Source organism: Streptomyces sp. NPDC054840, from assembly GCF_053611065.1.
This window is the reverse complement of record NZ_JBSGZP010000115.1, coordinates 1-14,364: the sequence shown is the minus strand read 5'-3', so window position 1 is coordinate 14,364 and position 14,364 is coordinate 1. Positions and strand designations below refer to the sequence as shown.

10 protein-coding genes and 2 pseudogenes are annotated in these 14,364 nt (G+C 68.4%); 6 read left to right on the top strand and 6 right to left on the bottom strand.

Going from position 1 to position 14,364, the window contains the following annotated elements; all coding sequences use genetic code 11:
• Positions 1-421 (top strand): annotated as a pseudogene (locus ACWGIU_RS11450) (hypothetical protein); the annotation flags it as partial.
• 60 nt (positions 422-481) lie between these two features.
• The gene (locus ACWGIU_RS11445) at positions 482-1,279 is read left to right on the top strand and encodes a hypothetical protein (protein WP_453704648.1); all 798 of its coding nucleotides are present in this window, start codon (positions 482-484) and stop codon (positions 1,277-1,279) included.
• 1,144 nt (positions 1,280-2,423) lie between these two features.
• Here the strand turns inward: ACWGIU_RS11445 and ACWGIU_RS11440 are convergent.
• The 4 genes from ACWGIU_RS11440 to ACWGIU_RS11425 all read right to left on the bottom strand — a co-directional run bounded on the left by ACWGIU_RS11440 (position 2,424) and on the right by ACWGIU_RS11425 (position 7,558).
• Positions 2,424-3,698 (bottom strand): DUF1266 domain-containing protein, encoded by a 1,275-nt coding sequence (locus ACWGIU_RS11440; RefSeq protein WP_453704646.1) that lies wholly within the window; start codon positions 3,696-3,698, stop codon positions 2,424-2,426.
• 984 nt (positions 3,699-4,682) lie between these two features.
• Positions 4,683-5,390, bottom strand: a complete 708-nt coding sequence (locus ACWGIU_RS11435; protein WP_453704644.1) for a hypothetical protein — start codon at positions 5,388-5,390, stop codon at positions 4,683-4,685.
• 559 nt (positions 5,391-5,949) lie between these two features.
• Positions 5,950-6,039 (bottom strand): DUF6207 family protein, encoded by a 90-nt coding sequence (locus tag ACWGIU_RS11430; protein ID WP_453704642.1) that lies wholly within the window; start codon positions 6,037-6,039, stop codon positions 5,950-5,952.
• 1,381 nt (positions 6,040-7,420) lie between these two features.
• On the bottom strand, positions 7,421-7,558 hold the full coding sequence (locus ACWGIU_RS11425; RefSeq protein WP_453704641.1) for a hypothetical protein: 138 nt from the start codon (positions 7,556-7,558) through the stop codon (positions 7,421-7,423).
• Between the two features lie 1,176 nt (positions 7,559-8,734).
• On the opposite strand from ACWGIU_RS11425, the gene ACWGIU_RS11420 reads away from it, so the two are divergent.
• The 3 genes from ACWGIU_RS11420 (at position 8,735) to ACWGIU_RS11410 (ending at position 10,983) form a co-directional block, all read left to right on the top strand.
• Entirely contained in the window at positions 8,735-9,262 is a 528-nt protein-coding gene (locus tag ACWGIU_RS11420) for a hypothetical protein (protein ID WP_453704639.1), read from the top strand.
• 84 nt (positions 9,263-9,346) lie between these two features.
• On the top strand, positions 9,347-10,288 hold the full coding sequence (locus tag ACWGIU_RS11415) for a peptidase (protein WP_453704637.1): 942 nt from the start codon (positions 9,347-9,349) through the stop codon (positions 10,286-10,288).
• Between the two features lie 233 nt (positions 10,289-10,521).
• Positions 10,522-10,983 (top strand): hypothetical protein, encoded by a 462-nt coding sequence (locus tag ACWGIU_RS11410; protein WP_453704635.1) that lies wholly within the window; start codon positions 10,522-10,524, stop codon positions 10,981-10,983.
• An 82-nt stretch (positions 10,984-11,065) separates the two neighbouring features.
• Here the strand turns inward: ACWGIU_RS11410 and ACWGIU_RS11405 are convergent, their stop codons facing one another.
• Positions 11,066-12,214 carry an FG-GAP repeat domain-containing protein gene (locus ACWGIU_RS11405; RefSeq protein WP_453704633.1) on the bottom strand — a complete coding sequence of 383 codons (1,149 nt, stop codon included), beginning with the start codon at positions 12,212-12,214 and terminating at the stop codon, positions 11,066-11,068.
• Between the two features lie 566 nt (positions 12,215-12,780).
• On the opposite strand from ACWGIU_RS11405, the pseudogene ACWGIU_RS11400 reads away from it, so the two are divergent.
• Positions 12,781-13,104 (top strand): annotated as a pseudogene (locus ACWGIU_RS11400) (transposase family protein); the annotation flags it as partial.
• An 855-nt stretch (positions 13,105-13,959) separates the two neighbouring features.
• Here the strand turns inward: ACWGIU_RS11400 and ACWGIU_RS11395 are convergent.
• The gene (locus tag ACWGIU_RS11395) at positions 13,960-14,085 is read right to left on the bottom strand and encodes a hypothetical protein (RefSeq protein WP_453704631.1); all 126 of its coding nucleotides are present in this window, start codon (positions 14,083-14,085) and stop codon (positions 13,960-13,962) included.
• Positions 14,086-14,364 lie beyond the last annotated feature (279 nt).

The window sequence follows — 14,364 nt, the reverse complement described above, 5'->3', positions numbered from 1 at the left end:
GGCCTGCCGCCACCCGCTGGCTCCGCCACACCTCCTCCTTGACGTCTTCGTCACCCGCCCGGACCACCGTCCGCACCTGCTGACGCTGCCCGGCTTCCCGCGCACCGGCCGGACCCACCCCATCGGCCACCCGGATCCCGAGGTACGCGCCCTGGCCGCAGCCGATCCCACCCTGCCCGCACCCCCGCTGGAAGACCCCGACGAGGCGGTGCGCCGGGCAGCCGCAGCCAACCCGATCCTGACGCCCGAAGTCCTGGAGGCCCTCCTCGCCGACCCCCGCACCGCGGAGGGCGCCGCGGCCAACCCGTCCCTCCCCGTCCACCACATGCACGCGCTCCTCGACCACTGCCTGAAGGACACCGGCGTAGACCTCGCCCAGGTCGGTAGGCACACGACAGGCCCGTCCCGGCCTGTGACGTGACCGATTGCCACCCATGCCGGAGCACAGCCCTTGTCAGTGGAGTGCGCTTTCCTGTCTTCCATGGAGTTCACCCATGCGACGCTCAACGACCTGCTGGCCCGGCTCGCCGAGCCGAGCGGGGTTCTGCACCTCTCGCAGGACATCGACCCCCACGCACTGGTCGAGAAGCTGGCTTCCCGCCACGGCGCACCACGGCCCCTGATCCTTGACGGCATCACCGACCCGGGCGTCAGCGAGGTTCACGCCGCAGGTCTCCTCGACCTTCTCCAGGGTCGGGGCGAGACGGTAATGGTCTGGGCCCACGAAGGGCAGTGGATCGGCGCAGGGACCGCACAGGATGCCCAAGGTGACACCGTGCCGGTGCTGGCGGTCAGCCCGCGGCAGGTACACGTCCTGCCTGTGGGGACAGCCGGTCAGGACGAAGACTGGGTCCAGCGGCTCATCGGCATCACCGCCTGGACTCCGCCCCCGCAGCGCCCGGACGTCGACTGGGCGCAGATCGAGGCGCGCATGGGCACGCGCCTTCCCAGCGACTACAAGCGCATGGTGGAGACGTTCGGAGAAGGCGCCTTCGACGCGTACCTCCATCTGAACCGGGAACCGTGGACCGACTCCAAGGAGGACGGTCTGCTGGTCTGGGCGGGCACCGAGCACAAGAACCTGTACTGCTGGCAGACCGACGACGGAGACCCTGACCACTGGCCCGTCACCATGCAGACCTTCGACGGCGAGATCGTCCCCTTCGACTGTCCGACCGCAGAGTTCGTCTGCCGCATCCTCCTCGAGAAGGACCATCCCTTCACGATGGCCCACTACTTCGACACCCACTGGTTCATGCCCTACCACTCGAACGAATGAGCCTCCCGGACGCGGCCACGCAACCCCGGTCCCGGCTCGGTGGCAAGCGCTCCAGGTTCGACGTCAGCGGACACCGAGCTCTGCGCCGCCGCAGAACGATCACGGCTCGATAGCGGGCGTGGCGTCACACCGTCGACGTCGCCGGCACAGGCGGAAGACCCCGCACTGCTCCTGGTGGACGATGCCGAGGACGGAGAACGCCCCCAAGGCCGAGAACAAGGGCTGCACCGAGACAGGTGGCCGACCTTTGGTTCGCCACCTCGTGTTCGCCATGTGGCTCGGGGCCCGGCCCGCCTCGTGGACGCGACCCTCGTCCCCTGGCGCCGCCCTCCGCGCCCGCGTCCCGGGTCCGCCCGTCCGCGCTCCACCACCACACCGGCCGCCACGCCCCGCCGACGGGCATGCTCGCCGGCGCCACCCGCGGCGGCGACTGACGCAGGCTCGGGCGAGTGCGGGGAGCCGCCGGGCATCAGTCGCCTCCGCCGCCACCGCAGGAGGAGCCGCCACCACAGGACGCATCGCTGCCACAGGAGAAGCTGACGCCGTCGTTCTTCCCCGAGCGGGAACGTCGTTGTGGCTGCGGGGGCCGGCCGCCGAATGCGCCGCCGCGCCAAGCCTGGAAGAGCCCCCAAGCGAGACCGATCCCCACGACTGCCAGGTAGCCCATGTCCACTCCCACCGTTCCTTCCATTCTCGCCTGCGCCGGTGATCCGCGGCTCGGGCAGCCCGGAAAACGGTCCAGCTCGTCGGCCTCCGCGACGATGCACGTGCCGTGCGTGCCGTCTCACAGCGCGGCACACCAGACACCTCGGCAAAGGCCACGCGCGCGGCTTCACCCGGCCTCACCCACCGCCCCGAAAGCCCCACAGCACGAACGCCAGGCGCGTACAGCACGACGCTCCCAGACGCGCGTACACCAGAGCCACGAAGACGCCCGCCCCGCCCAGAACCATGCCGCGGGCCTTTGCGCCTGTGCGCGATCGCGGCCACCACGAGGCTGCCACCAGTGCCGCCGGAAGACGTACGGCAGGACCAGCCACGCCGACGCGTGAACGATCGCAAGCGCCGCTGCCCTGGTGAACAGGGCAGGGGCCGGCCACCACGGCGGGATCCGGAGCCGCACGGCCGGAGGCCTCGGGAGCCCTCAGGCCCAGGGAAGCGTGCGCCATGGGCTGGCCGGGTCCGCCGTCAGGGCACGGTGGGTCGCGAGGACCGTCTCATACCACTCACCGAACTCCTCCTCGTCGAAGTGGAGGCAGCGGCCCAGGACGTAGGCGGCCGAGAAGTCCTCCCACGAGCGGTAGTTGAGCTGGACGAGACGCCCGGCCCGGACCACGGCCGCCTCCGCCTCCTGCAGGGAGCACAGGCGGGCGGCGAGTCCCCAGCGGGCCATGCCGGAGGCCCGGCCGTAGTCCCACGCTTCGACGCTGCGGACGAAGCCCCCCTCGGGCAGCAGGCCGTCGGCGCGGAACCGCGCCTCGTAGCGGGCGATGCGGCCGATCAGCCGCTGAAGGCCGCTCACTTGCCCCTCAAGCTCCGCAGCGGTGACGGTGCCGCCCGGGGTGACGCCGTCCGCGGTCAGGCGGGGCTCGGCGGCGGCCTCGGCGCGCCGGCGCACCACCTTCACCGCGGCCTGGCGCCAGTGGTCGACGTCGACGGGGCCCGCGAAGTCCAGGGCCATGGCACGGCGAAGTTGCAGGACGAACTCCCAGACCTCGCTGGCCATTCCGGCGCGCAGCAGCTGTTCCTGCGTGTCCAGCCAGTCATCCCGCGTGGTGACGCCCCACCAGCGCTCCAGCATCCGCTTCTCGTCGAGGTATCCGCAGCCGTGGTAGGCCATCGAGTTCCAGTAGCGCCCGTTGCGCACGTTGATGTGCGCGCCGGCCGCGAGACCGAAGGCGACGGGGCCGGTGCGGGGGCCGCCCACCTCCAGGGTGTGGATCACATCCTGGGCCAGCCCCGGCCGTTCGACCGGGGCGGAGTGACGCTGCCACAGGGCGCGGCCCTCCGGCCCGGCCGGCAGGACGCCCTCGCAGGGGCTGCCCGGGTTGACGACGAGGTAGGGCGGGTCGTCCTGGTTCCAGACTTCCGCGAACCAGCCCAGGTCGTAGCAGTTGTAGACCGGGTCGGCGACGGGCGGCGGCAGCATGCCGCCGGTGTAGACGGCCAGGCACGCGGTCCCGGTCTGCGGGTTCCAGTAGGGGTGGAAGCGGGTGTTGCCCGCGTTCGCGTCGACGTAGGCCCGCGACTGCATCATGTACAGGTCAGCCCGCGCGACGAGGTCGTAGTACGCGGGCCAGTCGCCGCGCGCCTTCGCCTCGAACAACCCCTGCTCGACCGCGCTCGGCGCCTGCCAGCCCAGCGCCGATGCCGTCGGACCGGGCAGGGCTCCTCCCTCGTGACCTGCTGTCAAACTCATGGGCAAACCTTAAAGGTCGGTCCAGTCCGGTCGGCGTGCCGGTCCCGCTGGGTGGGGGCGACCGGTGGATTACTCGGGACGAGCCGCAGTGAGGGGTAGCACCGGTCGGGGACTGCGGACCGCGGTTCCGAGCCCGTATGCGGGCCACGGCTACGCCGAGACCCTCGACACGGCAGAAACCACTCCGAGCGGCTGACTCATGGGTCCTCAGCCGTCTGTTGGGCGGCTGGGGGCCTGCGCCGGACGGTTTGCGGAGGCTCGGCGTCGCCCGAGGATGACAGGCATGACGTGCCTGAAGGGAGCCTGCCGGCCCCCCGGTCCCGCTGGCCCCTGCGATCTGAAGTGATGGGGTGTTTTGACGGTGTGATAGGCGAGTGGGGGAGGCCCGGAAGGGCCCTCCTTCTTCTTTTCCGGGGTGTCCTCTATTCGGTTTCCGGGTGGCCTGCACTTCCTTGAATCATTTCTCTGACGTGTCATCAGACTTGGTGGGTGAGGCGGACCATCCGTGACGCACACCAGAGATATCGGAGCGGATCGGTGAAGTAAGGCGAATTCTGAAGCCTTGAAATTCAGCCGTAAGGCCGCCCCGGAATTCAGGCACACCCGCTCCCCGTGAATCCGGACGCTCGTGAGGTCGTCCACCACGGACACGGCGCCCGGAAGGGCGCTGAAACCCTTCAGGAAACACACCGTCACCCCCCCCCGCACCCGAACACCCCCGAGCCCCACCCCCAGGACACCCGCACACACCCCCTCCCACCCCCACCGGCCCCGACAGGGGCCCACACCCCCCACCCAGCCACCACCAACTCGGCAACCAGGCAACACACATGACACCAAACCCGAGACCCTAAGGGCTGTCCCGTAATCCCCGGCGGGCGCACGAAGCAGTGCGCCGTACCCGGGACATCGGGGTACGGCGCACTGCTGTCGGGACACGCAGCCAACCGCGCATCAGGGCACGATCAGGTCAGTCCGCGGTGTTCACCTGGCGTTCTTGGGAGCTGCCTTGAGCGCCTTCTTGTTCTTGAGGTCCTTCAGGGCGAGCGACGGTTCGGTGACCTCGACCCACGTGCCGCCGCTGAAGTCGAACGTGTCCGTGCCCAGGATGCCGGTGCGCACGCCCGGCAGCTCCCACACCTCGCCGCTGAGGAACAGCACCTTGACGTAGGCGGTGTCCCCGACCGCCGAGACGCCACCCGACGGGGTGGTAATGGAGACCGCACACGGCTCGGAGTCCTGGGGGAACCCGGTGTTGTCGTCGATCCGGTCCCAGACGTACGCGTTCGCCGCTGAGCCGTTCAGGTTGAGGTCGCGCTGGCCGACCAAGACCCTCTCGTCGGTGAGGAGGACCGCGCTGAGCTCCTCGCGGATCAACAGGTCTTCGAGCGAGGTGGCGAAGTAGTCGGTGGTGTCGATGTCGTCGCAGAGGCTCGGTCCGGGAGGTCCGGGAGGTCCGGGAGGTCCGGCAGGTCCCCGAGGTCCGGCTTCCCCGCGTCCGTCCCCGCAGTCGTCGCCGTCCCCGTCGCCTGCCACGACGAAGCCGGAGTCGGAGTAGTACCCGTAGCACCTGTCGCCGGCCGCCGGCTTCGCGTCTTCCGTCGCCGTAGCTGCCAGCGCGGGGTTGGCGAGGCCCAGCGTCACGAAGGCCAGCAACGCGGTCCCGCCGCCGGTGAGCAACCTGTTCCGCATCGGAAGCGGACCGGGACCGGACCCGGTTCTGCTCTTAGCACTCACGAAGTGCCCTACTTTCTTGGTGGTTCGATCTGGCAAGGAGGGCGGTGCGTCCACGCAGGACGCATCTGTGGGCGCCTCCCTGCTGCATCATTCGGCTGTGCCCGCAGCAAACAGGAGAGGCGCGCCCGGTGATCGGCACTTAGGTCGGCACGATCATCCGATGGGCGTAGGGGCCTTGACCTCGAATTTTGGACACCGGAGACACTTGGATCTTGATGTTCCAGGAACACGGAGTCCCCGTGGGGTTGAAGCATTACCCGCCGAGTTCAAGGCGGAGGCGGTCGCGTGGTACCGGTCGAGGCCGGGAGCGACGATCAAGTCGGGCGCCGGTGGCCGACGCTCGGAGCCGGAAGGGAGGGCATCGCCACATAGTTGGAGTGCCGGGAGTGAAGCCGCTGCCAAGGGCGGCCGTGTGCGGGTGCCTGATGATCCGGGCCCGGGCACCGGGCTGGCCCCGGCCGGCGGTGGACGGGGGTGATGCCGGAGATGGCCCACAGCCGTTCCAGCGTGGCCATCACAGCCGGACGGTGCCCTCGTCGGCGCCGGTGACATCCAGGACCACCAGGCCCGGCTCACCGGTGTGCACTCCCTCGGTACGTTCCATGCCGGGGGCGACGCTTCCCGTGCCGGACCGGTACGCCCCGGGCAGGCCACGTCACTCTCAGGAGCGTCAGGGTGAGGGCAGGATCAGGCGGTCGGGCGCAGCACAGCCGGCTGTTCATGCGCCTCTTCCAGGGCTGGGTGCGACGAGCGGGCACGGTGCGGCCATGCCGGGCGCTCCTCAGGGGACCACGGCATGGCGTGGCCGGTCCTGGGCATCGTAGGGACGGTCTCGGAGGCATGCGGATCGTGTTCAACGGTTACTTGCTCGCGCTCTTCGGTCTTCTTGCCTTCTTCCTTCGTCGGGTTCTCACACCGATGAACAGGGCAACGGCTTGCGGTTCTCGATCCGATGCGCTCCGGGGTTACTCCAGCATTCCCAGGGCCACGTCGGGCAGGCAGCGCGGGCAGCCGGGTACACCCTCGGCCAGGGCCTAAGGGCTGTCCCGTAATCCCCGGTGGATCAGCGCACGGCGTCAGATGCGGTGCATCGCAAGGCGGAGGGGCGCCCCCATACTGGGCGTATTCGGGCGTTCCGACAACGCGGCGAGGTGCCGTAGCCGGCGTCGTGCGCCCGCCGGGGATTACGGGACAGCCCTTAGTGCGCCTCCTCGGTGCTCAGGGCGCAGGAGCGCTTTCCTGCATTCGTCGCATGGTTCGTGCACCCAGCGCCCCCGCGGGAACGCTTCGTCACACCGACCTCGACTGTGGTGTCGTAGGGGACGGCGTGCAGGCCGGTGATGTCGTCTCTCCTGGCGCCGGCGTCGCAGGGCCTGGTAGCCCTTCAGCCACACCAAGCTCTCCGGCCGGTACACCCTCGTGGGTAGAAGTCCCAGCCCGCCCCTGATCGGCCGAGGGCTCATTTCAGCCCTTCCTCCACCGGACGTCCTGGCTCCCCAGCAGCGGATGGATGCCGCCGGTCGGTGTCCTTCGCGGGCGGTTGAAACATGAAGTTCTCGAGCACGTCCATCCCGAGCACGAAAAGCATCATGAACACGGGCACACACAGGGCTATCAAGACCACGGTGCCTCCCGAAGGGAGTGCGGACTATCTGCCTGGACGCTCGCTGGGAGACTTGAGGGCCCTCCAAAGTGTGAGGCCGAATGGAGCAGAGCGCTCGTCGAGCGCCATGCGTCAGGGCTTCACACCGCCCCGGCCGGGACTGGAGCAGCCCGCAAACTCCCGCACCGACACCCCCACCGAAAGTCCACCAGTCTGACCGACCTGTCCGGCGATCTCCACCCCGCCCAGGTCGCCGCCCTCGCCGCGTACCGGCCGCGTACCGGCTGCTGGCCCAGGCCGTCCCGAGGGGACCAGGCCGCCACCCGCCTCGGCGTGCGCCGCTCCGACTTCCTCGATGACGGCGAGGAGTTCGTCCGCCCAGCTATGCCGGCTTGGCGGGAGCCGGTCTGCCCTGTGCCGGGCAGATCAGGACCAGGAGGTCGCATTCACCGGTGACCCGCAGGAGCAACTGCTCGCATCCGGACGTGATCACGGCGACCCGGTCGCTGCGGACACGCATCTCGCCGACGCGTAGCCGAACCCGAGACCGCCCGGCGCTCACCACGGGCTGGGCCGGTGAGGGCGAGAGCGGGTACGCGCCGCTGCTGCGCGCGTGGTGTCCATGGAGCCACGGTCCCAGGAGCGCGACGGACGCGCCGGGAGCCGGGAGGAGTCCCCGCATTGAACCCGTTGGCCGGCGGTCCGCCCGCTACGCTCAAGATCACGCCGTGCCGACAGGAGTGTGCGGACGAGGGCAGGTGCCCCAGGCGCTCTGGGGATCACCTGACCGCACGAGGTGCCCACCGCCAGCCGGCGGGGACACCTCGATCGGCGAAGCGCCACCTGTGCCGCGCCCCGACCGGAGATGGGTGTCTCCACACATCGCTGATCGGGATCCGGCGGAACCCGATCGCTTTCGGACCTTCACGCCAGCTTTTCAGAATGAGCTTGGCGGAGGGGCTCGGCGCCGGGATGAAGGCGACGGCAGACTTCTGCGGGTGCCGGATGACCCTCGGTAGCGCGTCGCCCCTCTGCTCCCTCTCGCCCGCCACGCCGTCACCGGCCGGTTGCCGGCGGATGACCGTGCTGCCCTGAGGGGCGTTGTTCACGCGCTGTGCAAGGGTGCGTGAGGCTGGGCGGATGTCCCCACGGAGAGGATCGTGGGTTGTAGCGGCTCGGGGCCTGCTGTTCGGCCAACTCCTCCACGACCCGAGCAGTCGTGCGACCTGTGCATCTCCAGGAGCTTCGCCAGCCCGCCGTACACGCGGGAGGTGACGATGCCCTCCGGCGTCTCGCCGGGCCCGAGCAGCACCGGCAGCACGGGGAGGCGGTCTTGCCCACGCCGGGCTGCAGTCGCAGAGCTCTGCCCACCGCCTGGACCAGGTCGGGCATCGAGCCGCGGACGTCGGCCCGGTGCACGGAGTCGCAGGTCTTCGTGTCGACGCCGTCGCCCAGCGCCTTCACCGAGCCCAGGAACCACCATCTGCGCTGGTCGCACTTCCGGCGCCGCGCCAAGCCTGAGCCCGCCGTGACACTGTCAACGCCGTGACCACGACCCCACATATGGTTGCGGCATTAGTTCGTTCAGCCCCTTTTGTCACCCGGTGGCGTGATGATCGCCAGTCACCCGTCGACTCCTGACTGACTGATCGCATACATATAGGAATGCTGGGCACTTGCGCGGGAGGAAATGGGCATGAGAGTTCACAACGGTGTGATGATTCCGATCATGCTGGTCGGCGCCATCATGGTCACATCCACGCCCGCGATGGCTGCCGACACAGTGACCACCTTCACGGTGACCGCGACGACGGGCCTGACCCTCAGCGCGCCCGCAAGCGCGTCTCTGTCCTCAGCCGCCCCCGGCGGATCGGCCACCGGCTCCCTCGGCGTCACGACGGTGAATGACCAGCGCTCCCAACTCGGTACCACCTGGACGGCGACGGTGTCCCTGAGCGCCTCCTTCGCAACGGGTGGCGGCACGGCCTCCGAGACGATCACGGGCAGCAGCGTGACCTACGCCCCGGGTGCCGCGACCAGCGAGACCAACCCCCCGCACACGGCCGGGACCACGGGGACGCTGGCCAGTACCCTGACCGCGTTCTCCCGGTCCAGCGGCGACGGCGCCAACGCCGTCAGCTGGAACCCCACGCTGACCGTGGCGGTGCCGGCCTCAAACGTCTCCGGCGCCTACACGGGCACCATCACGCAGTCCGTGAGCTGACCACGAGCTGTGAAGACAAGAGACAGGCCGTCCTTGCGGCTGACGGCCGCTGCTCTGGCTGTCCTGGCGGGTACCGTCACCGGCGTGCCGAGTGCCGCCGCGGACCCTTCGAGTGACACCGGATACATCGGTTTCCGTCTGCTCGAAGCCCCGGTGGCCCGGCGCAACGACCCGCGTGCGCTGAAGTACATCGTCGACCACCTGAAGCCGGGAACCGTCATCGAGCGCCGGTTCGAGGTGGCCAACAAGACCGACAGCGGGCGCGAGGTGCAGCTGTACCCCGCCGCCGCCGGGATCACGGACAACAGGTTCGTGTTCGCCGACGGCCGCACCCCCAACGAACTGACCCAGTGGACCAGCGTCAGGCCGGCCGTCCTCAGGCTCAAACCCTGGGAGAAGGCAGAGGCCACGGTCACGATCAAGGTGCCGGACACGGCGACGCCGGGAGAGCGCTACGCCGTGGTGTGGGCAGAGAACGGCGCACCGCCGGACGCCACGCACAACGTCGGCTCGGTCATCCGTGTGGGGACCCGGGCGTACCTGGACATCAGCGACAGCGGGGAGTACGCCGACTTCCGGATCACCAAGATCGTCGCCCACCGCGACAAAAAAGGCTTGCCGAGCATCGTCGCCCACGTGCACAACACAGGGAAACGCGCACTGGACCTGAGGGGGAAGCTGAGTCTCTCGGATGGCCCTGCCGGGCTGGACGCGGGGGCGCATCCGGTCACCGAGGGAATCACGCTCCCTCCGGGCGGCAGGGGAACCGTCACAGTGGGCGGTCTGGACAAAAGGCTGCCGGACGGCCCCTGGGCCGCGCATCTGTATCTGGAGAGCGGAATGGTGCAGCACAACCTTTCCGCGCGCCTGACCTTCCCCAAGCCGGGCGGCACCTCTATCGCGGCAATCTTGGCGTCGAACGGCGGCGTCGGGTATGCCGCAGGGGGAATTCTGCTCGCCCTCGGCAGTGCAGCGGTGCCCTTCCTGTGGGCCAGACGTCTCCGCGCCAACAGAAATCGAACATGAGATTTTCCATGCGCTCAACGGGTGAACCGGCCGGAGTCGGGCGCCGAGGGAACGCGAACGCCCGTGGCTCCCCCCACAATGCGGGAGAACAGCTTACCGGGTGACCACAAGGAGAACGAGTGGGATCGCGACCCTTCTCATGGCCTCGAATCGCTTTGCGAATCGGGGTCGGAGGAGTGTTGTGTGCGAACCTTCTGGCGCTGCCTCCAGGGGGAAGGCCACAGGCAGAGACCATGACCGCCAACACCGTCTTCCTGATTCCCGAAGCGCTGCTCGCGCCCGCGATCACCGCTCCCGCGTCGGCCAACATCGGTTCGGCGGCTCCCGGAAGTACGACGACCGTACAGTTGGGACAGGTGAAGGTCACGAGCAGCGGCACGCTGCGTTGGGCCGCAACGGTGTCGGCCACCAACTTCACCACAGGCGGAGGCTCCCCAGGCCAGACCATTGCGCCGGGGAACCTGTCGTACTGGTCCGGGCCCGTCGTGTCGAAGACGGGACCCGGAACCTTCTCGCCTGGCCAGCCGACCGCTGCGAACCAGGTGACTTTGAACGTGGCCCGCACGGCCTTTACCTACAGCACGGCCCTTACAACCAGCAGTTCTGTGATCTGGCAGCCGACGCTGATCATGTCCGTGCCCGCCAACGCGGTGTCAGGTTCCTATACCGGCACGGTGACCCATTCCGTAGCCTAAGGGCCTGCAGGGAAGCAATACCGTGATTCCCTGCAAGCCCTTGGCGGCCGACCGTCCGGCGACCGCCGGACGGCCAGTGGCCCTACGGCGTGGTGGTGTTGAGCAGGACCGACACCGTATCGTCGCTGTAGTTGACGACTGTCACGTCAGGACGCGAGTCCTCGTCGAAGTCCCCCACCGCGACCGCGAACGGCCCCTCGCCGGCGGCGAAGTCGGCCTTGGTGTCGAAGGTGCCGTCACCGTTGCCCGGCAGCACGGACACCGTGGCGTCGTTGGCGTTGGCGGACACGAGGTCGAGGTGCGAGTCATCGTCGAAGTCCTCCACCGCGAGCGAGACAGGAGCGAAATCCACGGCGTAGTCGACCTTGGTGTTGAAGGTGCCGTCACCGTTGCCGAGCAGCACCGACACCGTGGCGTCGTCCAGATTGGTGACCGCGAGGTCGGGATCCGTGTCCTCGTCGAAGTCCGCGATCTGGACGCGGGAGGGTTGCCCTCCCGTCCCATAGTCGACCTTGGTGTCGAAGGTGCCGTCACCGTTGCCGAGCAGCACCGACAGGGTGTTGCCCCCGACGTTGGAGAGAACAAGGTCGGGGTTGCCGTCCTTGTCCACGTCGCCCGTCGCCACAGAGAACGGGAACGACCCGGTCCCGTAGTCGACCTTGGTGTCGAAGGTGCCGTCACCGTTGCCGAGCAGCACCGACACCGTGTCGTCGTACTCGTTGGAGACGGCCAGGTCGGCGTGGCCGTCCTTGTCGTAGTCGCCGACCGCCACCTTGAAGGCGCCCGCGCCGGCTCCGTAGTCGACCTTGGTGGCGAAGGTCCCGTTGCCGTTGTTCAGCAGGACCGACACGGTGCCGCCGTCCACATTGGCGACCGCCAAGTCGGGGTAGGTGTCCTCGTCGAAGTCACCGACCGAGACGCCACCGGGGAAGTCGCCCGTGCCGTAGTCGACCTTGGTGTCGAAGGTGCCGTCACCGTTGCCGAGCAGCACCGACACCGTGTCGTCCGACGAGTTGGCCGTGACCTGGTCCTGGTGACCGTCCTTGTCGAAGTCGGCCACCTGCACCGACAGCGGGCCGCCTCCTGTCGTGTAGTCGACGTGGGTGGCGAACGTGGGGGCGTCCGCCCACGCGGTGCCCTGGGCTGTGAACAGCGCCATCACCGCCACCGGAACGGCGAACATGAATCTGCGGCGCCTCGGGGCCTTCTCTGCGGCGCTCTTGTGTGACATTTTTCCTCCTCGTGGCTGTTACCGCTCTCCGAACGATGACCAGACGGATTCGTCGCGCGACGGTCGTGTGGGTTGACGACCCATTAGGTGCTGTTCGGTTCGGCATCTCCAGCAATGACACTCCTGGACGTTCAGGCCCCAAGTCGGAGTCGAGCGATAGGAATTGCGCACTGCGGCACAGATGCGCCGCAGCAGTAGGTGAACTCCCCTGAAGGAGCAAGCCGTCACGCTGAAATCACTCATACGGTCCCGCACCACTGACATGCCGTCAATAGGAGAAGGGGGATATGAGGCATGAATTGGGGGTACAAATTGGCTTCACAAGGGTGGTGAGAATTCACTCGGCGCACGCCGGAGCAGAGACCGCGAGCACGGCCTGAAAGAGTGCGCCCGAGAACAGGACTGCAAATCGCTCGACCTCGGATCCGCAGGCAGGGGGCGTTTCAAAATCCTGATGATCAAGTGAGTCCGCAGGGCCGGGCGGTCGGGCCGCCCGTCACGTCCGCAACGAAGCTCCGATTGAACGGGGTGACCTTCCCAAGTCGCCCTGAACCGCCAGAGCTTCGATGTGTCGTCAGCCTGCCACCGTCTGTTCCCTCAAGTCGCCTGCTCTGGAGGGTGTTGCGGGGCTCTCGCTGGTGGAGCGGTTGCGGATGCTCCCCGATCCGCGCCGCCGGCGCGGGGTGTGTCACCCGTTCGTGGCGGTGCTGCTGGTTGCCGCCTCGGCAGTGATCGCCGGCGCTCGCTCGTATGCGGTGATCGGCCAGTGGTCCGCGAATGCTCCGCAGCAGGCCCCGGCCCGGCTCGGTGCCCGCGTGACGGACACGCTCGGGGTGCGCGTCGCCCCGAGCCCCGCCACGATCCGACGGGTCATCGCCCTGGTCTGCCCCGGCGGCCTGGCCGACCTGACCGGTGCCAGTCCCGGTGGCGCGGACTCGGTCGCCGTGGACGACAAGGCACCTGCGGCACGGCCAGACTCCCGCCGCCCACCTCCTGGCCGCGATGACCGGCGACGGCCAGACCATCACCCAGCTGCGGGTTTCGGACAAGACCAACGAAATCGCCTGCTTCGCCGCCCTGCTCAAGCCCTACCGTGGCGCAGCGCGTTGGTGATGAGTTCCGAGACACAGGATGACGGTGTCGGCGGCCTCGGCTGCGATCGGGTGCACGAGGGTGTCCAGGAAGTCCCGCCGCCGTGGCGTGCGTCCGCGGCGGACAGTGCGGGCGGGCGGTTGCGGCGTCACGTTCATCGCGTCCATCAGGGGCACCCTTGTCTCTGGATCGTCAATGCCCCGGCCCTGCTTGTCGCGTGCTCGTTCCCCGGATCGCACGCTCCAGTCTCCTGACAGCGGTCGCACGTCCGTCCCATCGCGGGCAGGGTCGATTACCTGTCGGCCAGCTGCACGGAAACCTGTCATGGCTGGAGTAGACATTCGCTTATCCTGTGGTTATGGTTTCTCTCGTAACGCAGAGAGACCGCAGGGCCTGGCAGGGACGAACTGCCGGGCAGCAGTACGCGCAGCACAGGTAGTTGCAGTTCAGCAGTGCGGTGCGGTGGTGGAGTTCCGAAGCCAGGGTTGTTGCAGGACGGCGACGGGGCTGACCATCGGACCGGGTGGCCCGCAGTGATCAGGGGCCGCCGTGATCGGTACCGCGGTTAACGCAGCTGGCCGTACCCGCAAGTGCAGTTCCCAGTAGAGCAGTGAGAAGTACCCGCGGTGGGCAGTAACCAGCAGTGAAGTGAGTCAGAGCAGTACCTCGGTGAAGGCGTCGGCTGCGGGCGCGCGCACCGGGAAGTTCGGCAGTGGGGTTCTAAGCCAGAGCAGACGCAGGACGGGCGACGGGGCTGGCTGCCGAAGAGTGGCGCTCACACAGGCCGCAGCAGTTCGCATCACCAGTAGGTGCAGTACCGCAGTAAGAGCAGTACCCGTTTGGTAAATGAAGTGACCCCAGAGGGATGAACGGAGGAGCCGAGCGCCATCAGGATCGCCCGGGCCGAATTTTTGAGCCTGGTTACCGCAGGACATCGATAGTGAGGTGGTCTCCGGTCAAGCAACCGCGATCCCCGCACCCCCGACAGCATCTCGGTCGGGTCTGCGGATACAGAAGGCCGGCGCAGTACCAGGGCCGGCAGATGGTGTAGCAGTTCC